Annotated in this window: 24 protein-coding genes; 14 read left to right on the forward strand and 10 right to left on the reverse strand. The window is 56.0% G+C overall.

The window, feature by feature from the left end:
• Entirely contained in the window at nucleotides 1-1236 is a 1236-nt protein-coding gene (locus tag A3L12_RS05295) for a BMP family protein (RefSeq protein ID WP_088882646.1), read from the reverse strand.
• A 253-nt stretch (nucleotides 1237-1489) separates the two neighbouring features.
• Between A3L12_RS05295 and A3L12_RS05300 the strand changes: the two genes are divergently transcribed.
• Entirely contained in the window at nucleotides 1490-2812 is a 1323-nt protein-coding gene (locus A3L12_RS05300) for a hypothetical protein (RefSeq protein WP_088882647.1), read from the forward strand.
• Nucleotides 2813-2907: 95 nt separating this feature from the next.
• Here A3L12_RS05300 and A3L12_RS05305 read toward each other — a convergent pair whose 3' ends face one another.
• Nucleotides 2908-3471 carry a hypothetical protein gene (locus A3L12_RS05305; RefSeq protein ID WP_198300027.1) on the reverse strand — a complete coding sequence of 188 codons (564 nt, stop codon included), beginning with the start codon at nucleotides 3469-3471 and terminating at the stop codon, nucleotides 2908-2910.
• Nucleotides 3472-3742: 271 nt separating this feature from the next.
• Nucleotides 3743-3958, reverse strand: a complete 216-nt coding sequence (locus A3L12_RS08300; RefSeq protein ID WP_157726704.1) for a hypothetical protein — start codon at nucleotides 3956-3958, stop codon at nucleotides 3743-3745.
• A gap of 153 nt (nucleotides 3959-4111) precedes the next feature.
• Between A3L12_RS08300 and A3L12_RS05315 the strand changes: the two genes are divergently transcribed.
• Nucleotides 4112-4561 carry a hypothetical protein gene (locus A3L12_RS05315; RefSeq protein ID WP_088882650.1) on the forward strand — a complete coding sequence of 150 codons (450 nt, stop codon included), beginning with the start codon at nucleotides 4112-4114 and terminating at the stop codon, nucleotides 4559-4561.
• A gap of 86 nt (nucleotides 4562-4647) precedes the next feature.
• Nucleotides 4648-5553 carry a signal recognition particle-docking protein FtsY gene (gene ftsY, locus A3L12_RS05320; RefSeq protein WP_088882651.1) on the forward strand — a complete coding sequence of 302 codons (906 nt, stop codon included), beginning with the start codon at nucleotides 4648-4650 and terminating at the stop codon, nucleotides 5551-5553.
• Here ftsY and surE read toward each other — a convergent pair.
• Nucleotides 5550-6320, reverse strand: a complete 771-nt coding sequence (surE, locus tag A3L12_RS05325; protein ID WP_088882652.1) for a 5'/3'-nucleotidase SurE — start codon at nucleotides 6318-6320, stop codon at nucleotides 5550-5552. The two genes, ftsY and surE, sit on opposite strands and share 4 nt — an antisense overlap.
• 59 nt (nucleotides 6321-6379) lie before the next feature.
• On the opposite strand from surE, the gene A3L12_RS05330 reads away from it, so the two are divergent.
• The 9 genes from A3L12_RS05330 to A3L12_RS05370 all read left to right on the forward strand — a co-directional run bounded on the left by A3L12_RS05330 (nucleotide 6380) and on the right by A3L12_RS05370 (nucleotide 13368).
• Nucleotides 6380-7354 (forward strand): archaeosine biosynthesis radical SAM protein RaSEA, encoded by a 975-nt coding sequence (locus A3L12_RS05330; RefSeq protein WP_088882653.1) that lies wholly within the window; start codon nucleotides 6380-6382, stop codon nucleotides 7352-7354.
• Between the two features lie 113 nt (nucleotides 7355-7467).
• Nucleotides 7468-7743, forward strand: coding sequence for a 2-oxoglutarate ferredoxin oxidoreductase subunit delta (locus A3L12_RS05335; protein ID WP_394335071.1), 276 nt, complete (start codon nucleotides 7468-7470; stop codon nucleotides 7741-7743).
• Between the two features lie 3 nt (nucleotides 7744-7746).
• Nucleotides 7747-8937 (forward strand): 2-oxoacid:acceptor oxidoreductase subunit alpha, encoded by a 1191-nt coding sequence (locus tag A3L12_RS05340; protein WP_088882655.1) that lies wholly within the window; start codon nucleotides 7747-7749, stop codon nucleotides 8935-8937.
• Nucleotides 8937-9791 carry a 2-oxoacid:ferredoxin oxidoreductase subunit beta gene (locus A3L12_RS05345; RefSeq protein WP_088882656.1) on the forward strand — a complete coding sequence of 285 codons (855 nt, stop codon included), beginning with the start codon at nucleotides 8937-8939 and terminating at the stop codon, nucleotides 9789-9791. Before A3L12_RS05340 ends, A3L12_RS05345 begins: the two co-directional genes overlap by 1 nt.
• A 2-nt stretch (nucleotides 9792-9793) precedes the next feature.
• Nucleotides 9794-10309 carry a 2-oxoacid:ferredoxin oxidoreductase subunit gamma gene (locus A3L12_RS05350; protein ID WP_088882657.1) on the forward strand — a complete coding sequence of 172 codons (516 nt, stop codon included), beginning with the start codon at nucleotides 9794-9796 and terminating at the stop codon, nucleotides 10307-10309.
• Nucleotides 10306-11454: a 2-oxoacid:acceptor oxidoreductase subunit alpha gene (locus A3L12_RS05355; protein WP_088882658.1), complete on the forward strand. Its 1149-nt coding sequence runs from the start codon at nucleotides 10306-10308 to the stop codon at nucleotides 11452-11454. Before A3L12_RS05350 ends, A3L12_RS05355 begins: the two co-directional genes overlap by 4 nt.
• A complete protein-coding gene (locus A3L12_RS05360; protein WP_088883227.1) occupies nucleotides 11454-12299 on the forward strand; it encodes a 2-oxoacid:ferredoxin oxidoreductase subunit beta in 846 nt (281 codons plus the stop codon). Before A3L12_RS05355 ends, A3L12_RS05360 begins: the two co-directional genes overlap by 1 nt.
• A complete protein-coding gene (locus A3L12_RS05365; RefSeq protein WP_088882659.1) occupies nucleotides 12296-12856 on the forward strand; it encodes a 2-oxoacid:ferredoxin oxidoreductase subunit gamma in 561 nt (186 codons plus the stop codon). Before A3L12_RS05360 ends, A3L12_RS05365 begins: the two co-directional genes overlap by 4 nt.
• Before the next feature lie 50 nt (nucleotides 12857-12906).
• Nucleotides 12907-13368, forward strand: coding sequence for a DUF192 domain-containing protein (locus tag A3L12_RS05370; protein ID WP_088882660.1), 462 nt, complete (start codon nucleotides 12907-12909; stop codon nucleotides 13366-13368).
• Nucleotides 13369-13372: 4 nt separating this feature from the next.
• Here the strand turns inward: A3L12_RS05370 and A3L12_RS05375 are convergent, their stop codons facing one another.
• Nucleotides 13373-13720, reverse strand: coding sequence for a 6-carboxytetrahydropterin synthase (locus tag A3L12_RS05375; RefSeq protein ID WP_088882661.1), 348 nt, complete (start codon nucleotides 13718-13720; stop codon nucleotides 13373-13375).
• Nucleotides 13721-13872: 152 nt separating this feature from the next.
• Here A3L12_RS05375 and metG point away from each other — a divergent pair, with 152 nt between their 5' ends.
• Complete coding sequence (gene metG, locus A3L12_RS05380; protein WP_088882662.1) at nucleotides 13873-16074, forward strand: methionine--tRNA ligase; 2202 nt, start codon at nucleotides 13873-13875, stop codon at nucleotides 16072-16074.
• Nucleotides 16075-16179: 105 nt separating this feature from the next.
• Here metG and A3L12_RS05385 read toward each other — a convergent pair whose 3' ends face one another.
• The 5 genes from A3L12_RS05385 to A3L12_RS05405 form a co-directional block, all read right to left on the reverse strand.
• Entirely contained in the window at nucleotides 16180-17004 is an 825-nt protein-coding gene (locus A3L12_RS05385) for a helix-turn-helix domain-containing protein (RefSeq protein ID WP_088882663.1), read from the reverse strand.
• Nucleotides 17005-17034: 30 nt separating this feature from the next.
• A complete protein-coding gene (locus A3L12_RS05390) occupies nucleotides 17035-18255 on the reverse strand; it encodes a hypothetical protein (RefSeq protein WP_335755170.1) in 1221 nt (406 codons plus the stop codon).
• Between the two features lie 188 nt (nucleotides 18256-18443).
• Entirely contained in the window at nucleotides 18444-19175 is a 732-nt protein-coding gene (locus tag A3L12_RS05395) for a sulfite exporter TauE/SafE family protein (protein ID WP_088882665.1), read from the reverse strand.
• Between the two features lie 56 nt (nucleotides 19176-19231).
• Nucleotides 19232-20005, reverse strand: coding sequence for a sulfite exporter TauE/SafE family protein (locus A3L12_RS05400; protein WP_232462868.1), 774 nt, complete (start codon nucleotides 20003-20005; stop codon nucleotides 19232-19234).
• Between the two features lie 18 nt (nucleotides 20006-20023).
• On the reverse strand, nucleotides 20024-21025 hold the full coding sequence (locus A3L12_RS05405) for an NAD(P)-dependent oxidoreductase (RefSeq protein WP_088882666.1): 1002 nt from the start codon (nucleotides 21023-21025) through the stop codon (nucleotides 20024-20026).
• 101 nt (nucleotides 21026-21126) lie between these two features.
• Here A3L12_RS05405 and proS point away from each other — a divergent pair, with 101 nt between their 5' ends.
• On the forward strand, nucleotides 21127-22575 hold the full coding sequence (gene proS, locus A3L12_RS05410; protein ID WP_088882667.1) for a proline--tRNA ligase: 1449 nt from the start codon (nucleotides 21127-21129) through the stop codon (nucleotides 22573-22575).
• Nucleotides 22576-22580: the final 5 nt, after the last annotated feature.

Raw genomic sequence — 22580 nt, forward strand, 5'->3', positions numbered from 1 at the left:
TCAACCAGTGGACTTCATCATTTCCTGCCACGTGTTGGCGTTCCTGATGGCGTTGATCTCCTCCTTGCTCGTGGCCATCGGGACCGTTATCTCACCGCTGACTATCTTGTCCCTGAGCTCGTCCACTGCCTGCCAGATCCAGTCCGGGACCTGCTTCCTCGTGTCCTCGAGGTACTTCTTGAGCTCGTCCTTGCTGTTGAACCCAAGCTCCTTGAGCTTCTGCTTCTGGGTGTCCTCCGGGAGGGAGTTGAACATCTCCATGACATCGTCAACGGTGCTGACGCTTACACCGCCCTCCTTGAGTCCGAGCTCCACGACGCCGCCCGTAAACTCGCCGTTAACGGCGTCCTTAACGGCGTTGTAAACGCCCACATCAACGCGCTTCATCATGCTGGCGACGATGGCCCCGGGCTTGATCCAGTCCTGAGCGGAGTCAACACCAACCGCAAAGGGCGGCCCCATCTGCTGGTTGTGGGCCTTGAGGTACTCGCTGACGGCGTTGAAAACGCCTATACCGGTTCCACCTGCCACCTGATAGATAACCCATGCACCCTGATCGAGCTGGGCCTTTGCGGCCTGATAACCCTTCGCCGGGTCGTTGAAGGTTCCGGTGTACTGGTAGAGGATGTTTATCTTAACTTCCTTCCCGGTTTTTTGCTTGTAGTAATCCTCGGCCCATGCAACGCCGAAGCGGTAACCGCCTTCGAACTTGTAGAGAACCGGTATCTCCATTCCGAGAACGATTCCAACTTTGTCCTTACCGCTGTTGGCCGCTATAAGGCCGGAGAGTGCTCCAATGAGCGCGGAGCCCTCGTTCTCCTTGAAGAGCACCATCCTGACGTTGTCCGGCATGTTTTCATCGTAGCCGTCTATGAGGACGAACTTCTGGTTCGGATACTCCGAGGCGACCTTCTTGACCGCGTCCGTCATCATGAAGCCAACGGCCACGATGATGAGGTTGTCACCCTGCTTGGCGAGCGTCTCGAGGTTCTTGGCGTAGTCGTCCTCGGTGTTGCTCTGGAGCTCAACGAGCTCGAGGTTGAAATCCTTGGCGGCCTTACTGGCGCCGAGGTAGGCCATATCGTTGAAGCTCAGGTCCCCCCTTCCGCCGACGTCATAGACGACGGCAATCTTGCCGTTGGTTTTTGTGGTGGTCTCTTCACTGCCAATACACCCGCTGGCCACCACGCTCAAAGCTAAGAGACCGATTAAGAACAGGCTTAACCACTTCTTCATGTGGAATCCTCCGGAAGTTTTCAAGCATATATCGGGAAATGGGATATATACTTTATGGTTTTCCGGGAGGTCCCCTCTGGGTTATCAAAACTTAGAAAGTGTGAATTGCAGGCTTTTTATACTGTTACAACTTAGGGTGGTGCTTATGTTAAAGTGGAGGGTCACCCAGTGTAGTGTACATATAACTACAGAAAGTTTTATGTATTATAAACAAAAATAATGTATTGTGAGAAAGTAATGGGAAGTGAGCCCAATGAGATGGAAGAAGGTTATTGTCTTGAGTGTCGTGGTTTTTGTTATTCTTGCCATTGTTCCGGCCAGTCAGGGAGTTTCGACCAGAGACTCACCAGAACTCTATTCTTTGTACTACGACTGGCTCCAAGGAAAACCCGTGGGGCTGGCAACGTTTAATATTGAACCTCATCTCGATGGAAAGCCGTTCACCGGCGAGCTGATAGTCTCGGTGATTGACTACAACTCACCCGAACCCCGGGTTGTACTGGTCAGGCGTATTAGGGGGTCGGCTTCAGTATCGTTGAAAATAGACAGGATACCCGTGGGAGTTCAAGAAAGTGTGCAATACGTTAACGGGGATTACAAACCCGTCACAAGGACCGTGTTCAGGAATAGGGAATACTTCGTGTCCATTGTGGGGGTACATGGGAGTACCCTTTACTCCGGGGGACGATTCCTCGTGTTCGAACCCCGGAAGCCGGTAACCAGACTGCACCTGAGCATGAACCTTACCAAAAAAGTCATCGGTGAAGAGGCTGTGAAAAAACTAAAGGAGAGCAAATCAAAGATAATATCAGACCTCAGGAGCAAAGGGATAACCCTGAAGGAATCTGACGGTATTCTGTACAGTGCAACACCAATAGACTCGGGTGCGGATGCCAAGCCATTACCGGCTGGTGTTATCCATGCAGCTCCTTTTACCAAAGTTGAGTGGCATATCTCGTCGGGGGTAGATTCTGAACCAACGGGACTGTGGTACGATACCTTTTACCAGAATGTCCCCTACCTCCAAGACCCGGATCCTAATGGGTGGAGGAAGGGTGGCAGGAAAATTGCACTGGCAAACCTTGACGACCACGTTGTTCTGGACAACACGAATTGCTCCTATTACAGGAAAAGGGAGGTTTTGGCAACCGTCCAATACAGAATCGATGCATACTACCTCGGGCCTCCAGATTGGCCGGTGATAGAGTATGTGATAGTTCCCCAATGGATAATGAACTTAGCTGAAGGGGCCATAAGCATGGATTCAGTACCTCCTGTTCCGAGCTACGCCGGGACGATCCATCAGTCCCCAACGTGGATAAACTTTATAGAGAACACCCACAATACTGTATTGAAACCCCGTGATACTGCATGGAAAGTGCAATCAGTTACGTTCACCTTTGGACTTGGCGGCGAAACAATAAAGGCAGATGTGAGCGTAACACTCTACAGGGTCTCTGGAATCTCCGACCCCGATTCCAAACCCCCGTACGTCAGAGTGTACGGTGCAGAGGGCGCGAAGTACTGGTACAAGAACAACGATAAGGCGAGTTATGAGGTGTACTTCCACTGGTAACCCTTTGAACTTTTTTATTTCCCTGAACTGGACCCTTCCTTTAACATAAACACCGTCGCTACATTCTTCTCCTATTCCATCAACTTCAACAACTTTTAATAAATCTTGAATTCTCGAAAGACCAAGGTGTAATTAAAGCTATGGGACACAATATCAAACTCCATCGGCAGTAATGTAGCCTTTCTTATGGTCAATATAAGCGTAGTATTGCCCTGATGAGCCGTCAGTTTATATTCTTTTAAATCCTCAGAGACTCTTGCGTTCTCAAAGTAGGAAAGTATATGCGTTATTTCAATCTCCCTTAGATGCTCATATGAAGAACTGGACTCGTTGCAGGTTATAGTTTTATTTGCATATTTGATTTTGAACAGGTCTGGCTTTTTGAATGTGTATCTGTAAACATTCGATTCCCTTTTACCAAGAACCGATGCAGTTTCATGAATGGTAACTTCATATCCCCTTGAATTCTCAAACTTTAATTTTACCTCCTCGAGAATAATTTTTGGGTCTGAAAACTCTATCTGGGTTGAAATTATAAATATAACACCAATCAAGGCAATGCTGATAAGTGATAGAGCAGCAACTCTCCTCTGAACATTTTTTGAAAATGCAATCCATAGAAAAATTATTAAATTCAAAACAAACAGCTCCAAAGCCAATTCCATGATGCCGTAGCCAATATAAATCCTCCGAGTTAAGAATAGCAGGGAAGTTAACGCAAAAAGCAAAGGAAGTTTCTCGGGCCTTTTTTAATCTCCTCTAATCGATTATAGAAAAGGAAGGAAATCAGTATGAAAGATAAAACCCCTACTATGAAGACTGCGATTTCAAGGGGAAAGCTATTGAGTATCTCAGGTAACAGACTCTTTTCTATATAGCAACTGAACCCAAAGAGGATAAATCCGAGAAGTGGTAGGATAGGCTTACTCTTCATTTCTTTTCACCCCCACCCAATTTTCTCCTCCTGTACCAAACGCGAATCGGGACGGTTAGGAGAGTAATAACTAAGGGTAGCACAACATTTAGGTAGAGTGGATAGCTCTGATTTGTATGCAGATACCACCAGCCAATTCCAACAAAAATATAAGGAAAAATCCCTATGGAACGTAAAAGCTCTTCTTTCAAGATTCTGTCCATTGTTACCATACTTCAACATACGTTAGCTTTTATATAACATTTACGGTCTTCTTCATGGACTTACAGCATAAAAGCAGAATAGGATGCATGTTGCCATACCAATTTTGACTTCCAGAGATGGAAAGGATTTTTAACCCCTCCCCGGGAGTTTCAGTGAGGAGCATGCTGAAGGAGATCGCCGGGCTCGATGAGGGGGTCGTTTTAATAACCGGAGATGGAAAGAGGATCGCGAGGGTGTACCTGAACTCCTGGGCGAAGAGGGGCAAGAGGATACTCGCCGAAGGCCTGCCCTTTCGGATAGAGGGCGAGGTTTACCTGGGTTCCCCCTTTGAGAACGATGGATTCGACGTTTACCTGCTGATTGACCCCCTTTCGCGTTCGAAGGCAGATAGGAAAACGCTGAGGGAGTGGATTTCCTCCCACAGGGACAGACTCGTCCTGCTCTACGAGCGCAGGTACGTGAAGGACTCGATAACCCGCTACCGTCTGAGAGAGCTCCTCGATTATCTGGTGGCGTACAGGCGGGAGACGGTCGGTTTCGAGAGGATCGACGTTATGAGGTTCGAGGGCGGAAGGGTCGTCGAGAGCAGAACCTACGTCAGGAAGCACTGAGGTTTACCAGGATGCCCGGGCCGGTCACTTCCCGGGAGTTCATAATAATTATATATGACTAAGTCTTCGCTCATTGGGTGATGAAGGTGCTGGGAAAACTCAGGGAGAAGTTAAACTCCTTTGTGGATAAGGTTTCTCAGACTGAAATAAGCGAAAAGGACGTTGAGAACGCCCTCTGGGATCTGGAGATAGAGCTGCTCGAGGCGGACGTAGCCCTCGAAACCGTCGAGGAGCTGAAGGAGAGGATAAAAAGGAAGCTCGTCGGTCAGAAGGTCAGGATAGGGACGAACAAAAGGGAGATAGTCGAAAAGGCCGTTCGAGAGGCTGTCCTCGAGGTCCTCACGCCCGAAAATAGGATAGACCTTCTGGAGATGATCAGGTCGAAGGAGGAGAAGCCCTTCGTTATAGCCTTCGTTGGTTTCAATGGCTCGGGAAAGACTACCACCATAGCCAAACTCGCTCACTGGCTCCGGAAGAATGGTCTGAGCGTCGTCATAGCGGCGAGCGATACGTTCAGGGCCGGAGCTATAGAGCAGGTCGAGGAGCATGCAAAGCGCCTTGGGGTGAGGGTCATAAAGCACTCCTACGGCGCCGATCCCGCGGCGGTTGCCTACGATGCCATTCAGCACGCCAGGGCGAGGGGCGTTGACGTTGTCCTCATAGACACCGCCGGAAGGAACGAACTTAACAGGAACCTCATGGACGAGATGAAAAAGATAGCGAGGGTTGCGAAGCCCGATCTGGTGATATTCGTCGGCGACAGTCTGGCCGGCAACTCGGTGGTCGAACAGGCGAGGCAGTTCAACGACGCCGTCAGAATCGACGGGGTGATCCTCACGAAGCTGGACGCCGATGCGAGGGGCGGGGCAGCCCTGAGCATAAGCCACGTTATAGGCGCGCCAATACTCTTCGTCGGCGTCGGGCAGGGCTACGATGACCTGAGGCCCTTCGACGAGAAGTGGTTCGCCGGGAGGATCTTCGGGGAATCTTAAAGGAGTTCCTTTATCTCCTCCGGATCCACGCGGGCGGTCATGTCTATGTTTATGGGCGTGACGCTGACTTTTCTCTCCACTTTGAGGGCGTGGCTATCCGTTCCGGGTTCGAACTTCTCGCACTTCCTTCCGACCACCCAGTAGTAGGGATGCCCCCTCGGGTCGATCCTCTCCTCGACCGTCGGTCTGTACCTCCTTCTCGCGAGCCTCGTTACTGCTATTTTCGTGCTTGGCGTTGCATTCCCCGGCACGTTCACGTTGAGCATGTCGACCCCTTCGGGAAAGCCTCTCTTGAGGATCCTCTTTGAGATTCTCCTGAGGAAGTACGCCGCGGTTGAGAAGTCGATCCCCTCGCCTTCTCCGAGGGTCTTCCTCCAGTCGACCTCGAGGCTGATGGCAACGCTCGGAATCCCGTGGGTGGCCGCCTCTATGGCCGCGGATGCCGTGCCCGAGACGGTTATCTCCGTGCTGAGGTTCTCGCCGAGGTTGATGCCGCTTATGGCAAGGTCGAAGTCATCGAAGCGGGCGAGGGCGAAGATGACACAATCCGTCGGCGTCCCGTCGAGACCGTACGAAACCTTCGCCCCGGGGAGGTTAACGAGCTTTGCCCTGAGCGGTCTGTGAAGCGTCATGGCCCTGCCGCTGGCGCTCCTCTGGAAAAGCGGGGCAACGACGTAAACCTCGCCGAGATCCTTTAGGGCCTCAACCGCCGCCCGGATGCCCTTTGAGTATATCCCGTCGTCGTTCGTTACGAATATTCTTGGCATGGGGTTGAATCTACCTCACATTTAAAAACCCTGACCCCCAGCCGGCTTCAGGTGAGAGAATGACCTACTGGACTGCCGAAGACAACGTCGCCGGAAGACCCGGAACGGCGCTCTTTGTGATACTCCCAACCGTTGGATGCTATCGCTTCAGGATCGGCAAGGCCTGTTACATGTGCTCCTACCCGGCTGATGCTCCAAAGGTTAAGTGGAGTCAGGACGAGCTGGTTAACTACCTGAGGGAAGCCCTGAGGAAGATCGAGGGCAGGGAGGGGCCCTTTGCCGTGAGAATCTTCACCTCCGGCTCCTTCCTCGACAACGGCGAGCTGAAACCTGAAACGAGGAGGAGGATGTTTGAACTCCTCTCTGGGATGGAGAACGTCGAGGAGATAGTGGTGGAGAGCAGGAGCGAGCTGGTCCGTTACGATGCCGTGAGGGAGCTCGCTGATGTGGTCCCTGACAGGCACTTTGAGGTTGCGATAGGCCTCGAAACCGCCAGCGACGACGTGGCGGAAGTTTCGATCAACAAGGGCAACACTTTCTCCGACTTCGTGAGGGCTTCGGAGACGGTTAGAAAGGCCGGTGCGAGGGTTAAGACCTACCTCCTGCTGAAGCCCATCTTCCTCTCCGAGCGCGACGGCATGGTCGACGTCAGGGAGAGCATCCTCAGGGCGGAACCCTACACGGACACCTTCTCGATAAACATAACGGACATCCAGAGGGGAACCCTCTACGAAAGGCTCTGGGAGAGGAACGAGTACCGCCCGCCGTGGCTCTGGAGTGCGGTCGATGTCCTCATCTGGGCGAAGAAGAGGTTTCCCGACAAAAGGATCCTCAGCGATCCCGTTGGAGCCGGTTCCGTTAGGGGCCCCCACAACTGCCTCACGGAGTACGACAGGGTCATAGGAAGGGCCATAAAGAAGTTCTCCGCCACTCAGGATTTGAGCTACCTCGAGAACCTCCGCCCGGAGTGCAGGGAAAGGTGGAGTTACATCGTGGAGAAGGGCCTCCTCGACTGGCAGCTGGTGACGTGGTAGACCCTTTTATTCCCCTCTTCGGCCGGATTTCGTTTTTTGTGGTGAACCCTTAAGGACATAAGCGAAACCTTTAAATTTTGACAAACGTAAAATCATCAAACGGGTCACGGGTGATGCTTATGGCCGAAGGTTCAAAAACCGCTGTTGAAAAGGAGGGTTACCTCGTTACGGGCAGGGCCACCGGCGTGGTTGAGATCGACGTGGACACTTTTCTCTGCAAGGGCTGTGGAATATGCGTTGAGATGTGTCCGAGAAAGGTCTTCGAGTGGAGCGAGGAGCTGAGTGAAAAGGGCGTTCATTATCCGGTTCCGGTCAAGGCTGAGCGTTGCGTCAAGTGCAAGCTCTGCGAGCTCCTCTGCCCGGATTTCGCGATATCCGTAAGGTGGTGAGTTATGATCGTCCGAGGCGACGAGCCCGAACAGCTCGGGCTCCTGAGGAAGCTCTACAAACCGGGAAACTACTTCCTTCAGGGCAACGAAGCCCTCTCCTACGGGGCTCTTTTCGCGGGCTGCAGGTTCTACGCGGGTTATCCGATAACCCCCTCAAGTGAAATCGCCGAAACCATGGCCCGGGAGCTCCCGAAGCTTCGCGGCTACTACCTCCAGATGGAGGATGAGATAGCGAGCATAGCGGCCATGATAGGTGCCTCGTGGACGGGCTTCAAGGTCATGACCGCAACGAGCGGGCCGGGCTTCAGTCTTATGCAGGAAAACCTTGGCTACGCGGTCATGACCGAAACACCGCTCGTTCTCGTTGACGTCCAGAGGAGCGGGCCAAGCACCGGGCAGGCGACCAAGGGAGCTCAGGGAGACTTCTTTCAGGCGAGGTGGGGGACCCACGGCGACCATCCGATCGTTGCCATCTCCCCGGTCAGCGCTCAGGACGCGTTCTGGGAGATCATAAGGGCCTTCAACGTATCTGAGAGACTCAGGACCCCCGTGGTTTTCCTCTTTGACGGCGTTCTGGCCCACACGAGGGAGCAGGTGAGGATACCTGACGTTTCCGAGGTCGAGATAACCTACCGCAGGCTTCCCGCGGGTGAGGAGGATGCCAGGCTTCCCTTTGGGGACCCCTACGGCGACGGCGTTCCACCCATGCCCCTCTTCGGTCACGGTTACTTCACCCACGTAACGGGCTCCACCCACATGGAGAACGGCCTGAGGGACGTTTACACCCCCGAGGTCCACGACAGGCTCGTTAAACGGCTCCACAGGAAGATTGAGAAGAACCGCTCGGTTTATGAGCGCAACGAGGAGCATTTCACCGACGATGCCGAGGTGCTCGTCGTCAGCTGGGGGGTAACGGCGAGGCCCGCTCTCGGGGCCGTCCTCAGGGCGAGGGAGGAGGGCATAAAGGCCGGCCTCTTCGTGCCGAAGACGGTCCATCCCTTCCCCGGGGAGAGGATGAGGGAGCTCGGAAAGCGCGTCAGGGCCATACTCGTTCCCGAGATGAACCTCGGCCAGATGAGGCTCGAGGTTGAGCGCTACGTTAACGACGACGTTCTCGTCCGGGGGGTAAACAGGATAGGTGGCGTGCCGCTAACGGTTGACGAAATACTCCGCGAGATAAGGGGTGTTGCCTGATGGTCAAGAAGATTTACTCCACTTACCCGATGGTTAAGTACCTCCGGCGGGAGGCCCTTCCCACGGCACTCTGTCCCGGCTGTGGCGGTGGAACGGTTCTCAACGCCTTCGCCAACGCCGTCGATGCCCTGAAGATCGACCCGAGGGATCTCGTGGTGGTCAGCGGGATAGGCTGCTCGGCGTGGATAGCGTCGCCCTACTTCCTTGCCGACACCCTTCACACGACCCACGGGAGGGCCATAGCCTTTGCAACGGGCGTCAAGGTCGGCCTGCCGGATAAGAAGGTGGTCGTTATAAGCGGCGACGGTGATCTGGCGAGCATTGGCGGAAACCACATCATCCACGCGGCCCGGAGGAACGTGGACATCACGGTTATCCTCGTGAACAACTTCACCTACGGGATGACGGGCGGACAGGTGGCACCGACAACGCCGGTGGGAGCGAAGACCACCACCAGCCCCTACGGGAACGTTGAGCACCCGCTCCCCATCGCCGAGACCGTGGCCGCCGCTGGAGCGAGCTACGTTGCCAGATGGACCACGGCTCACGTTTACCAGCTCATAGAGAGCATCAAGAGGGCCCTTCAGGTTAAGGGGTTCTCCCTCGTGGAGGTCATCTCCCAGTGCCCCGTCCAGTTCGGAAGGAGGAACAGGATGAAGGAACCCGCCGAGATGCTCCGCTGGTTCCTGAAGAACTCGGTGCCCGTTTCCAGGGCGAGGAATATGAAACCAGAGGAGCTCGAGGGGAAGTTCATCGTTGGGGAGATCGTCAGCAGGAAGAGACCCGAGTTCACGGATGAACTCAACGGCATCATCGAAGAGGTTCAGGAGAGGCTTGGACTCAGGGAGGGATGATCATGCAGATAAGGTTCGCCGGAATAGGCGGTCAGGGCGTTGTTCTGGCCGGGGTCATACTTGGAGAGGCCGCGGCCATAGAGGGCCTGAACGTTCTCCAGACGCAGGACTACAGTTCGGCTAGCAGGGGCGGTCACTCCATATCGGACGTCATAATATCGAAGGGGCCGATTTACGACCTCATGGTTACAGAAGCGGACGTTCTGGTGGCACTCGCCCAGCTCGGTTACGAGACTGCAAAGGACGTGCTCAGGAAGGACGGACTCCTGATCGTCGATACAGACCTCGTGAAACCCGAAAGGGATCACGTGGGTGCCCCGTTCACGAGGCTGGCCGAGGAGAGCACCGGGCTTGCCCTGACCGTCAACATGGTGGCCCTCGGCTACCTCGTGGCGAAAACCGGGGTGGTGAAGAAGGAGAGCGTCGAGGAAGCGATAAGGAGACGCGTTCCCAGAGGAACCGAGGAGATAAACATAAGGGCCTTCAGGGCCGGTTACGAGAGAGGGGTGATATCATGAGGTATCCTTTTCCGGTTGGGAAATCGGACTTCATTCAGGGTGATGAGGCCATAGCAAGGGCCGCCATTCTGGCCGGCTGCAGGTTCTACGCGGGCTACCCGATAACGCCCGCAAGCGAGATATTCGAGGCCATGGCACTCTACATGCCTCTCGTTGATGGTGTAAGCATACAGATGGAGGATGAGATAGGGAGCATAGCGGCGGTGATAGGCGCCTCTTGGACGGGAGCAAAGGCTATGACGGCAACGAGCGGACCGGGCTTCAGTCTTATGCAGGAGAACCTCGGCTACGCGGTCATGACCGAAACGCCGCTCGTTCTCGTTGACGTTCAGCGCGGCGGTCCCTCGACGGGCCAGCCGACTCTGGCCTCTCAGGGGGACATTATGCAGGCCATCTGGGGAACCCACGGGGATCACTCCCTTATAGTTCTGAGCCCGTCGACCGTTCAGGAGGCCTTTGACTTCACGATAAGGGCATTCAATCTGGCCGAGAAGTACAGAACTCCCGTTGTTCTCCTCGCCGATGCGGAGATAGCCCACATGCGCGAGCGCGTTTACATCCCGGAGCCCTCCGAGATAGAGATCGTTAACCGCAGGCTTCCCGCGGGTGAGGAGGATGCCAGGCTTCCCTTCGGGGACCCCTACGGCGACGGCGTTCCACCCATGCCGATTTTCGGAAAGGGCTACAGGACCTACGTCACGGGTTTAACCCACGACGAGAGGGGAAGGCCCAGAACGGTGGAGGCTGAAGTCCACGAGAGGCTCATCAGGAGGATAATCGGAAAGCTGGAGCGCAACAGGAAGGCCATATTCTCCTACGATGAGTTCATGCTCGAGGATGCGGACGTGGCGATAGTGAGCACGGGAATAGTCTCGCGCTCCGTCCTCAGGGCGGTTAAGGTTCTCAGGGAGAGGGGAGTTAAGGCCGGGATGCTCAAGCTCAACACCATATGGCCCTTCGACTTCGAGATGATCGAGGAGCTCGCGGAGAGGGTCGAGAGGATATACGTCCCCGAGATGAACCTCGGCCAGCTCTACCACCTCGTCAGGGAGGGGGCGAACGGAAAGGCCGGCGTTGAGCCCATACCAAAGATCGGCGGTGAGGTTCACACCCCGATGGAGATAGTTGAGAGGGTGGTGGGATGATGCACCTTAAGTCCGCTTACGAGATTCGCGATAAGTACCTGAGGAAGGACATGCTCCCGACGATATTCTGTCCGGGCTGCGGGATAGGTTCGGCCTTACAGTACACCCTTCGGGCGATAGACGATCTCAATCTGGATCCGGATAGCATGGTCTGGGTCAGCGGAATCGGCTGCAGTTCCCGGGTTCCCGGCTTCGTGAACTTCGACGGCCTCCACACGACCCACGGAAGGGCACTGGCCTTTGCAACCGGCATAAAGCTCGCAAATCCCGATCTCAAGGTTATAGCCTTCATGGGCGACGGCGACGCCGCGGCCATCGGCGGAAACCACCTGATTCACGCCATCAGGAGGAACCTCGACGTTACGGTTATCCTCATCAACAACTTCACCTACGGGATGACCGGCGGGCAGGTGGCTCCAACCACCCCGAAGGGCCTCCGCGGAACCACCGCTCCCTACGGGCAGTTCGAAAACCCCTTTGACATAGCCGGCCTGGCCGTGTCCGCGGGCGCCAACTACGTCGCAAGGTGGAGCGTCTTCAACTACCTTCAGGGCATCAACAGCATCAAGAAGGCCCTTCAGAAGGAGGGCTTCACGCTCGTGGAGTTCCTCTCGCCCTGTCCGATAAGCTTCGGGAGGAGGAACAGGATGAAAACGGCTCCCGAACTGCTCCGCTGGTACCAGAAGATAACCGTGCCTCTGGCGAAGGCGAGGAAGATGAAACCAGAGGAGCTCGAGGGCAAGGTCGTCATCGGCGAGTTCGTGGACAGGGACAGGCCGGGCCTCGTTAGGGAATACGAGGCCTACAAACGGAGGGCAAAGAAGGCCATGGGGTGGGAAGAATGAGGAAGGAAGTGCTCTTCAGCGGTTTCGGCGGGCAGGGCGTCATACTCGCCAGCGTCATCCTCGGAAGGGCGGCTGCCGTTTACGAGAACCTCTACGCGGTTCAGACTCAGGCCTACGGGCCGGAATCAAGGGGAGGAGCGAGCAGGGCGGAGGTGGTCATAAGCGACGAGCCCATAGACTATCCCAAGACCCTCGAGCCCGACTACGCGGTTTTCTTCTCTCAGGAAGCCTACAGCAAGTACCTCCGGACGCTGAAGGAGGGGGCGAGGGTCATAATCGAGGAGGAACTCGTCCCCCGGAGGGATCTCGACTTCGAGAAGAGGCTAAACGTGGTTGCCCTTCCCCTGACGGAGATTGCGGAAGAGGCCACGGGTTTGAGCCTCACGATGAACATACTCACCCTCGGGATCCTCACGGCGTGGACGGGGCTGGTCAAGGAGGACTCCATGGAGAGGGCCGTCGTCGATGCGGTTCCGAAGGGAACCGAAAAGATCAACCTGAAGGCACTGCACAGGGGGTTTGAACTTGGCCTAAAAGCCCGGAACGGGGAGCTTTAGTTTCCCTCCTTTCCCAAAAATTTATCAACTCCCCTTCCGATTCTTTAACCATGATAATAAACGAGACCAGAGGCAGGGTGTGGCACGGGAAGGTCAGGCTCGCCGACAGTTTCTTCAGGCGGTTCAGGGGCCTGATGCTTGTCGAAAACGTTGATTACGCCCTCGTATTCCTTCTTCCGGCTGAGACGAGGGCCAGCGCTTCGATCCACACCCTTTTCATGCTCAGCGATATAGACGTGATCTGGCTCGACTCCTCGAGGAGGGTAGTTGACTTCAGGAGGGCCAGAAGATGGCGCCTCTACATCCCGGATAATCCCGCGAGGTACGTAATCGAGGGACCGGTCGGGCTGGTTAAGGCCCTCGAGGTTTCAAGGGGGGACCTGATAAGTTGGCAGGCCGACGAAGAGAAGAGGAAGGCGGTGCCCATGACGATCCCCCTGCCCGGGAAGGTATCCTTCGAATCTTCAAACAACCTCGTGAGAACCGAAGCAGTCGGGGAGGAAGGGGCCTGAGGCCCTAAAACTCCAGCTCCACGCCGTTGTCCTCTCCCTCCCAGAGGGTTACCCTCTCGACCCTTACACCCTCGGGAAGGCCCTCCCCGATTTCCCCGGCTATCCAGAGGGCGATGTTCTCCGTTGTGGGGTTCTCGAAGAGCTCGTTGAGGTTCCTGTGGTCGAGTTTTTCGATCGCTTCGTTCACTATCCTCCTCAGCAGGAGGAAGTCCATAACGTAGCCTCCCTTCATCTCTCCCCCGACGGCAACCTCGAGGTGGAAGGTGTGACCGTGAATCTCCTCGGGCTTTCCGTCTATCACCACCGCGTGGGCGGCCTCGAACCTGAAGCGCTCTACTATCCTAGCCCTCATGCCACCACCGGGAAGCGTTGGAGGAGCTCCCTTAAACCTTTTTGGCAATATGTTAAATCATGCATATTTTTTTCCTATTTAATAACCCACCGTAATGTTTAAAACCCGCAGGTCTTATAAGGGGCCGGGAACATCCCGGGACGGTGGTTGAAATGGTCAGGTACATGGTAACTTCCGCCCTTCCTTACGCTAACGGACCCATTCACGCCGGACATCTGGCCGGAGCTTACCTGCCGGCGGACATCTTCGTGCGTTACCTGAGGCTGAAGGGTGAAGAGGTTCTCTTCGTATGCGGAACGGATGAACACGGCACCCCTATAACCTTCCGGGCACTCAAGGAAGGCAGAAGCCCGAGGGAAATAGTGGACGAGTTCCACGAGCACATAAAGACCACCTTTGAAAGGGCCAAGATAAGCTTTGACCACTTCGGCAGGACCGAGCTACCGGTTCACTACAGGATAAGTCAGGAGTTCTTTCTAAAGGCCCTTGAGAACGGCCATCTGGTCAAGAAGGTCAGCAAACAGGCCTACTGCGAGCACGACAGGATGTTCCTGCCCGACAGGTACGTGGTGGGCACCTGCCCCTACTGCGGTGCCGAAAACCAGAGGGGGGACCAGTGCGAGGTCTGCGGACGCCCCCTGACCCCGGAAAAGCTCATCAACCCGCGCTGCAACATCTGCGGCAACCCGATAACCTTCAGGGATTCCGCCCACTACTACATCAGAATGAAGGACTTTGAGGAAAAACTGAAGGAGTGGGTTGAGGCTCAGAAACACTGGAAGCCCCACGTCAGGAACACGGTTCTCGCGTGGATAGAGGAGGGCCTCGAGGACAGGGCCATCACGAGGGACCTCGACTGGGGCATACCCGTTCCGGTGGATGATGAGGACGTTAAAGGCAAGGTCCTCTACGTCTGGTTCGAGGCCCCCATCGGCTACGTCTCGATAACGGTCGAACACTTCAGGAGGCAGGGAAGGGAGGGGGAGTGGAAGAAGTTCTGGCTGAACCTCGACGGCCAGACGAGGGTGATACACTTCCTGGGCAAGGACAACGTGCCCTTCCACGCCATATTCTGGCCGGCCTTCCTGATGGCCTACGGAAAATACCGGGACGGGGAGGTGGAGGCCGAGTGGCTCCTGCCCTACGACGTTCCGTCGAACGAGTACCTCAACCTCGAGGGCAGGAAGTTCTCCACGAGCAGGAACTGGGCGATATGGGTTCACGAGTTCCTTGACGTCTTCCCGGCGGATTACCTGCGCTACTACCTAACCGCCATAATGCCCGAAACACACGACAGCGACTTCAACTTCGCGGACTTCAAGAGCAAGATAAACGAAGAGCTCGTGAACAACCTCGGAAACTTCGTCCACAGGGCCCTGAGCTTCGCCAACCGTTACTTCGAGGGAATCGTACCCGAGAGGGGTGAGATGGACGAGCTCGACGAAAGGGCCTTCGATGAGATCGAAAGGGCCCTGAAGGAGACGGGAGATTTAATAGCCCGGTACAGGTTCAAGGACGCTTTGAAGAGGGTCATGGAGCTGGCCATCTTCGGCAACCGCTACTTCGACTACAGGAAGCCGTGGAAGACCTCAAAGGTGGACCCCGTCAGGACGGCCACGACCGTGAACGTTTCCCTCCAGATAGTCAAGGCCCTCGGCATACTCCTCGAGCCCTTCCTCCCCGATGCGAGCGAGAGGATATGGCACCTCCTCAACCTCGAGGAGCTGAAGGAATGGAAGTTCCGGGAGATCAAGCCGGGGCACCGGGTTAGAAAGGCCACCCCGATGTTCAGGAAGGTGACCGATGAGGACATAATCCACTTCATCGTGAACTACATAGGCAGGGGCAATCCCGCAAGCGCGAGGGTGCTCCTCGACAGGTACTACAAACGGGAGGAGGTTGTGAAGGCAACGCTGGAACGCTCCATCAATAGGGAGGAGTCCCTCGCGATCCTCCGGAGCATTTACGGTGAGGAGATTGGAGGGGGAACCGAAGAACCCCGGAAAAAGGAAAAGGAGGGTAAAAAGATGGAATATGTGGACTTTGAGGACTTCGCCAGACTCGACCTGAGGGTTGGGAAGGTAGTGAGCGTGGAGAACCACCCCAACGCGGACAAACTCTACGTCGTAAAGGTGGACCTCGGGGATGAGATCAGGCAGCTGGTGGCCGGGCTGAAGGCCTATTACAAACCCGAGGAGCTGCTCAACCGTTACGTCATCGTCGTGGCCAACCTGAAACCCAAGAAACTCCGGGGCGTTGAGAGTCAGGGCATGCTCCTCGCGGCGGACGACGGGAAGAACGTTGCCCTTCTGATGCCGGACAGGGAGATAAAGCCCGGCTCGAAGATAAGGTGAGAGTTCTCTCACCTTTTTTACCGGACTTCGGTGAAGGTACCCGTTGTTTTCCCTTCCCGGACGGGAAACTTCCAAGGAAAAACCTGAAAGGGGGGCACGCTGTGGTCAGAACCTCAGCTCCACCCAGTTCTCCTTGCTCCCCTTGAGGACCTTCACGAGTCCCTTCCTTTCGAGGCGCCTGAACATCCTCCATGCGGTGGTTTTCGGAAGGCCGATGGCCTCTCGAACCTCCGCCTGACTGGCCCTTCCACCCCTGTCGAAGAGGTATATCAGCGCACGCTTCTCGTCCTCCGTGAGGTCCAGGTTGTTGAGCCTTTCCATGTACTCCTCGCGGCTCGGGGGTTTCTTTCCCCTTTTCATCTTCCACAGGAGGTAGGAGAGGCTTCCGAGGAGGCCCAGAACGGCCAGCACCGGGATGTAGGACGTTTTCCCTTCGTAATCCCCGGATGTAACGCCCTCGAGCGTGTACGAAACGCTCTGGTTCCCGGGGGGCATCGTTATGGAGTTGCCCGCTATCTCGAGGGGTACGTCACTGAGGTCCACAACGACCGCGTTCTCGGGGAACACGACCGTGAACGAGTGGTTCGTGGAAAGGTTGAGCTTCCACAGGATGCCCTCCTTTGAAGTTAGATCCGGGGTGTAGTAGGAAACCCTGATGACCCCCGCCTCCCCGGGGTACACGAGAAGGCTTCCGTTCTCGAGCCGGAAGTCGAGCGGGTTCCCGTCCCCATCCTCAACGATGAGGTTCTCGTAGTGCTCCGGCAGGGAAAGCTCGATCTGGGACGAGTACTCCGGAGAGAGGATCTCGTATTCAACCTTAACGTAACCGTCGCTGTAAACCGTCAGAAGGAGGGACGAGATGGAGTAGGCACGAACGGCGGGAAACAGAAGCAGGGTCATCAGGATGAGAGTGATCGTTCTGGTCCTCATTTAATCATCACCTCCGAAAAAGGAAAAGGGTCAGGAGTGGGCCAGAATAAACTCCTCGACCCTGTGGAGGCTTTCGAGTGCAATGGCGAAGTGGGCTCTGGCATCGGCCGGCTTCTTTTTCCCGAGGAAGTGTATACCCATCCTGAGCTCCTCGACGGCCACTCTAAGGCCCAGCTCGGCCCTCCTCGTGTCCACGCCCCTTCTCCTGAGCCCCTGAAGCGCCTTCCCGTCCTTCTGAATTCTGTCGTTCATCTCCTTGAGGAAGCCGCGCAGGTTCTTCATCTTTTCATCGAGCTCCCTCTCACGAGCCTTCCTGAGAACGAAGTTAACGGCCCTGTGGAAGTCCCCTATGGTTTCCCTGTTGTCGTTCATCACGCTCAGGGCCTCTTCCCATTTCCCTTCGTCCGCGAGGGCCTTAACCTGTTCGTAGACCTCTGAGAAGGCGTCGAGCTTTTCCTGGAGTTCGGTGACGTTCTGACCGTTCTCTTCTCCGGCTTCGATGGCCTTTTCAACGATCTCGATTCCTTTCTCACCTTTGTCGAGGAAGTCCCTGACGATCTTATCGGCGTTTGCGTAGGCAAGTTGCTCGCGAACCTTTCTGAGTTCTTCGTCGAGGAGCGCCTTCTTCTCCTCTGCTACCTCGTAGTCCTCCTTCGCCTTCTCGTAATCGCCGGCCTTTAGGTCATCCAGCACGGCTTTGTACGCCGCTTTCGTCTCGTTGTAGAGGGCCGTCAGGTTGCTCACGTCTATCCCCTGATTCTCCGCCATCTTTATCGTCTTCTCAACGAACCTGAAGTACTCGGTGGTGCGTTCTATTCCCATCCTGAGTCTCTCCCTCGCGTCCTGAACCTTCTCCCCCGCTTCCCTGATGGCCGAGAGTGCAACCCTGTAGTGGTGCATTGCAGTGAGGCTGTCGAGTATCGAGTTGTAGTAGTCCCCGGCGTTGTACTCCTCAACGGCCCGCTCTTTGTACTCCTCCGCCATGTTGTAGTGGGTCAGTATGGTTGAGTTCTCGGGCAGTTTGTCCTTTAATCCTTCTATCTTATCTTCCGCGAACCTGCTGAGCTTCTGGAGGTTCTCAACGAGCCTCTCGGCTATTAGGGCTTCTCTCGTGGCGTTGTCAAGCACGCCGGTGTAGGCTTCCGTGTCGTTGGCTTCCCCGTTCGCTTCCGCGAGGCCCAGCGGCACGAGGCTCCCAACCAGCAGTACCGCAAGGGCCATTGCAAAGGCCTTCATCCCGTTCATGGGCATCACCGATCACCCCTACGTCCCTTCCCTATTTTAGGACCCCGGTGAAACGAACGTTCCAAATCGTTCCAGCGGTTCAGACCTGGATTTTAATCGTCGTTTTATTCCAAATCGGCTTTAATCTGGTTTTACCTGTTAAAGCCCCCGTGGAGGGGCCAGTGAGGGTTGTTGGTTGAGGTTCTTAATAAACCTTACATCAGGATTTTAATCGCTATCACCACGAGCAGAACCGAGAAGCCTTTCCTCAGGTGCTCCGGGTGGAGCCTGTGGGTAAGTAGCGCCCCCAGTCTGGCCCCCATCAACAGGCCCGGGCTCAGGAGGAGGGCGGTGTAAACATCAACCTGTCCGAGGCTGTAGTGGCCGATTGAACCCACAAGGGCCGTGAAGAACAGGGCGAAGCTCGAGGTTCCGATGGCGTAGCGCATGGGTATGCCCACGTAGGAGTAAAAGAGGGGAACGTTTAGGATCCCCCCGCTTATACCGAGCAGGCCCGAGGTGAGGCCCGAGAGGACGCCCACGAGGGCAACCTTCCGGGCTTCGAAGTTTCCCGCTCTTGAATTCTCTTCCCCCTTCCCCCGGAACATGTGGACGGCGAGGTAAAGGAGGAGGAAGGCGAAGATCAGTCTTAGATACTTCTCGGGAAGCAGGGAGGATACGTAAGCGCCGGCCAGCGCGAAAGGAGCGGAGAAGGACTCCTTCAGGAGAACGACACGGTAGAGGACCGCTTTCTTTTTAAGATGGGTAAATGCAGCTGACAGGGAGCTGAAGGTTATGCATACCAAACTCGTCCCCACGGCAACGTGAACGGGAAGGCCGAGTAACACGAGCGTTGGAACTATGAGGAAGCCACCCCCGACACCGAAGAGACCGGCGATGAGACCTATGCCAAGCCCGATGATGAGGTCGAGGAGGTAATCCAGCATAAAGGCTCCTCGAGTCCGGGGTTAAAAATCCTTTGATGAACCGCAGGGGAAAGGAATCAGGGGACACCGAAACCGAGCCCCTTGAGTATCATCCTCAGGGCGAGCAGGAACATTACCACCGCAAATGCCTTTTTCAGGGAGGAAGCTTTTGTCCTTCTGGCAACCCTCGCACCGAGCTGGGCACCCGTTATCAGGCCCGGAACGAGGAGGATTAGCCACTGAACCTCAACGTTGCCGAGGGTGTAGTGTTTGATGGCCCCGGCGGATGCCGTGAAGACTATGGTAAAGCTTGAGGTTGCCACCGCGTAGTGAATCGGCAGACCGAGGTAGGTCAGGAAGGGGACGTTGATTATGCCTCCCCCAACGCCGAGCAGACCGCTCGAGATTCCGGCGAAGAAGCCGCCGATGGGGACGAGTTTGTAGTTTATCCTGACTTCCTCCAGCCTTACATCTCCCGGTTCGGCCGTTTTCTTCCGGTATACCCTGAAGGCGACGGGAAGAAGCGCCAGACCGAAGATGACCTTCAGCTGGCCGGCGCTCACGTAACCCGTCATCCATGCCCCTGCGTAGGCCCCTATCACGGCCGTCGAAGCGAGGAGGAGACCGGTTTTGTAGTGTATCCTCCCCTGCCTCGAGTAGCCTATCGCCGAGCTGAGGGACGTGAAGACCACCGCAGCGCTCGAGGTTCCCACCGCATGGTGTATCTCGACGCCGAGGAAGTTGAGCACCGGAACCACCAGAAAGCCTCCACCGAGGCCAAAGAGGGCGGCGAGGATTCCTATGAACACCCCCACCGCGAAGTAGCCCGTGTATTCGAGGTACCTCAACAACGGAGCACCCCCGGGGTTTCACAGGAGTTTGACCTCCTCAGGGGGGCGTACCTTAACCACCTCCCGGTTCACGAGCGTCTCAGGGATCTTCCCCCGGAGCACCGTCAGGAGGTTTCTAACCGCCTGAAAGCCCATGTCCTCCATGGACTCCCTCGAAAGGCCCGCGTGGTGGGGGGTCAAAACGGTCTCCAGCTCGTATTTGAAGAGCTCGTGCTCCCTGACCGGTTCCCTCTCGAAGACGTCCGTGGCGTAGCCCCTGAGCCTGCCCCCTTCGATGGCCTTTACAACGGCCTTCTCATCGACGAGCGTTCCCCTGCCTATGTTGACGAGGTATTTGCCCTCGAGGAACTCAAGCCGCTCCTCGTTTATCACGTGGTAGGTCTCAGGGGTCGCGGGAAGGGCGAGCACAACGATGTCGCTCTCCTTCAAAACGTCCTCGAGGGGTCTGTAAACGGCCCCGGTTTCCCTCTCGATGTCCTCCTTCCTCGTCCGTGACCAGTAGAGTATCTCCGTCCCCATGGCCTTCATCCTTCTCGCTATGGCCTTTCCGATGGCGCCCATGCCGAGGATTCCGACCTTCTTGCCGTAGAGGGTTTCGACGTCCTTGAACCTGCTCCATATCATCGCGTGGCTCTCCCACCCGCCGGATCGTATCAGCCTGTCGGTGTAGGCTATCTTCCTGAGGAGGGCTATGGTGAGTCCCACGGCGAACTCGGCAACTGCCTCGCTGAGAACCCCCGAAACCTTGGTAACGTATATTCCCCTCCTCGTTGCGGCTTCAACGTCCACGTGATCGTAGCCGGCCGAGTGACAGCTTATGACCTTCAGCCTCTCGGCACGCTCGATAACATCCCCCGGCAACCTGTTGAGGGGCGAGACTATCACCCCGTCGAACTCGCCTATCCTTTTCTTGAGCTCCTCCGGGTCGGGATAGAGGAGGGTCTCCACGTCCGCGTACTTCCTGAGCTCCTCAAGGGGTTCCCTCTTCATCTTGAACAGAACCGCTACCTTCGGCCTCATCCCACCACCTTAAAATAACTATCGAAGCGTGCCTAATAACGTTTTCCCCGCCACCGGGAAAACTTAAAAACTCGTCCGGTTCCTCTCTTTGGGTGGTGTTCATGAGCAAAGTGGAACGAAAGAGGTGGAGCGAGGAGTTCAGCGAGTGGTACAACGAGCTCATAGAAACGGCCGGGATTCAGGACAAGCGCTATCCCATCAAGGGAATGAACGTCTGGCTCCCCTACGGGCTGAGGATCATGCGCAACATCGAGGGCTTCATCCGCTCTGAGATGGAAAGAACCGGACACGGAGAGGTTCTCTTTCCGGCTTTGATACCGGAAACCGAGTTCCAGAAGGAGGCCGAACACATAGCGGGCTTTGAGGGAGAGGTATTCTGGGTAACGCACGCCGGCCACGATCCACTGGACGTCAGGCTTATCATGAGGCCCACGAGTGAGACCGCCATGTACCCGATGTTCTCCCTGTGGATACGCTCCCACGCCGACCTTCCCTTCAAGGTATACCAGATAGTCAACGTTTACCGCTACGAGACGAAGCACACGAGGCCTTTAATCAGGGTCAGGGAGATAAGCAGGTTCTTTGAGGCCCACACAGCTCATGACAGCTTTGAGGACGCCGAGAGGCAGATAAAGGAAGACCTTGAGATATTCGAGGGACTTGCGAGGTTCCTTGCCCTGCCCTACGTAATCTCAAAGCGACCCGAGTGGGACAAGTTCCCCGGTGCCTACTACTCCCTCGGCGCGGAGGTTATGATGCCCGACGGCAGGACGCTCCAGATCGGCACGATGCACAACTACAGGCAGAACTTCTCAAGGGCCTACAACGTTCAGTACGAGACCGAGAGCGGGGAGCATGAATACGTCCATCAGACGACCTTTGGGATGAGCGAGCGCCTTCTGGCCGCGGTGATAGCGATACACGGCGACGACAGGGGAATGGTCCTTCCCCCGAACGTGGCCCCGATACAGGTGGTGATAGTCCCGATACCAAAGAAGAACGTCGAGGCGGACGTTTTCTCCTATGCCCGTGAGATAGCCCGGGAACTGGCCGATGCCGGTATAAGGGTGCACGTGGACGAACGCGACATAAGGCCCGGAAGGAAGTACTACGACTGGGAGCTCAAGGGCGTCCCGCTCCGCATCGAGGTCGGTCCGAGGGACGTCGAAGGGAAGAAGGCCGTTCTTGCGAGGCGCGATACCCTCGAGAAGGTCACGGTCGAACGCGGGGCCATCGTGGAGGAGGTAAGAAGGCTTCTGGATGAGATCCACGAGAACCTCTACAACCGTGCCCGGGAGTTCCTCGAGAGCCATATAAAGAGGGCCGGGAGCATCGAAGAGGCCAAGGCCCTGTTCGAGGAGCGGCGCGGGATAGTTGAGATCCCGTGGTGCGGGGAGGAGAGCTGCGGTCTTGAGATGGAGGAGGAGCTCGAGGCCAAGATGCTCGGGGTCCCCTACCCGGAGGAAGAAGCTACGGCTCCTGAGGGCAGCAGGTGCCCCGTCTGCGGCAGGGAAGCCCGGTTCGTGGCGAGGTTCGCGAGAACCTACTGACCGTT

The sequence above is a fragment of the Thermococcus sp. P6 genome, from assembly GCF_002214525.1.
In the GTDB taxonomy this organism is placed as follows: domain Archaea; phylum Methanobacteriota_B; class Thermococci; order Thermococcales; family Thermococcaceae; genus Thermococcus.

Coding starts and splice junctions, on each gene's coding strand:
- A3L12_RS05405 (WP_088882666.1), bottom strand. CDS start 21,025: ATGAGGCCGAAGGTAGCGGTTCTGTTCAAGATGAAGAGGGAACCCCTT.
- A3L12_RS05375 (WP_088882661.1), bottom strand. CDS start 13,720: ATGAGGGCTAGGATAGTAGAGCGCTTCAGGTTCGAGGCCGCCCACGCG.
- A3L12_RS05395 (WP_088882665.1), bottom strand. CDS start 19,175: ATGCTGGATTACCTCCTCGACCTCATCATCGGGCTTGGCATAGGTCTC.
- A3L12_RS05345 (WP_088882656.1), top strand. CDS start 8,937: ATGGTCAAGAAGATTTACTCCACTTACCCGATGGTTAAGTACCTCCGG.
- A3L12_RS05360 (WP_088883227.1), top strand. CDS start 11,454: ATGCACCTTAAGTCCGCTTACGAGATTCGCGATAAGTACCTGAGGAAG.
- A3L12_RS05295 (WP_088882646.1), bottom strand. CDS start 1,236: ATGAAGAAGTGGTTAAGCCTGTTCTTAATCGGTCTCTTAGCTTTGAGC.
- surE (WP_088882652.1), bottom strand. CDS start 6,320: ATGCCAAGAATATTCGTAACGAACGACGACGGGATATACTCAAAGGGC.
- A3L12_RS05315 (WP_088882650.1), top strand. CDS start 4,112: ATGCTGAAGGAGATCGCCGGGCTCGATGAGGGGGTCGTTTTAATAACC.
- A3L12_RS08300 (WP_157726704.1), bottom strand. CDS start 3,958: ATGGTAACAATGGACAGAATCTTGAAAGAAGAGCTTTTACGTTCCATA.
- A3L12_RS05350 (WP_088882657.1), top strand. CDS start 9,794: ATGCAGATAAGGTTCGCCGGAATAGGCGGTCAGGGCGTTGTTCTGGCC.
- A3L12_RS05340 (WP_088882655.1), top strand. CDS start 7,747: ATGATCGTCCGAGGCGACGAGCCCGAACAGCTCGGGCTCCTGAGGAAG.
- A3L12_RS05390 (WP_335755170.1), bottom strand. CDS start 18,255: ATGCCCATGAACGGGATGAAGGCCTTTGCAATGGCCCTTGCGGTACTG.
- A3L12_RS05385 (WP_088882663.1), bottom strand. CDS start 17,004: ATGAGGACCAGAACGATCACTCTCATCCTGATGACCCTGCTTCTGTTT.
- A3L12_RS05370 (WP_088882660.1), top strand. CDS start 12,907: ATGATAATAAACGAGACCAGAGGCAGGGTGTGGCACGGGAAGGTCAGG.
- A3L12_RS05300 (WP_088882647.1), top strand. CDS start 1,490: ATGAGATGGAAGAAGGTTATTGTCTTGAGTGTCGTGGTTTTTGTTATT.
- metG (WP_088882662.1), top strand. CDS start 13,873: ATGGTCAGGTACATGGTAACTTCCGCCCTTCCTTACGCTAACGGACCC.
- proS (WP_088882667.1), top strand. CDS start 21,127: ATGAGCAAAGTGGAACGAAAGAGGTGGAGCGAGGAGTTCAGCGAGTGG.
- A3L12_RS05355 (WP_088882658.1), top strand. CDS start 10,306: ATGAGGTATCCTTTTCCGGTTGGGAAATCGGACTTCATTCAGGGTGAT.
- A3L12_RS05335 (WP_394335071.1), top strand. CDS start 7,468: ATGCTTATGGCCGAAGGTTCAAAAACCGCTGTTGAAAAGGAGGGTTAC.
- A3L12_RS05365 (WP_088882659.1), top strand. CDS start 12,296: ATGAGGAAGGAAGTGCTCTTCAGCGGTTTCGGCGGGCAGGGCGTCATA.
- A3L12_RS05330 (WP_088882653.1), top strand. CDS start 6,380: ATGACCTACTGGACTGCCGAAGACAACGTCGCCGGAAGACCCGGAACG.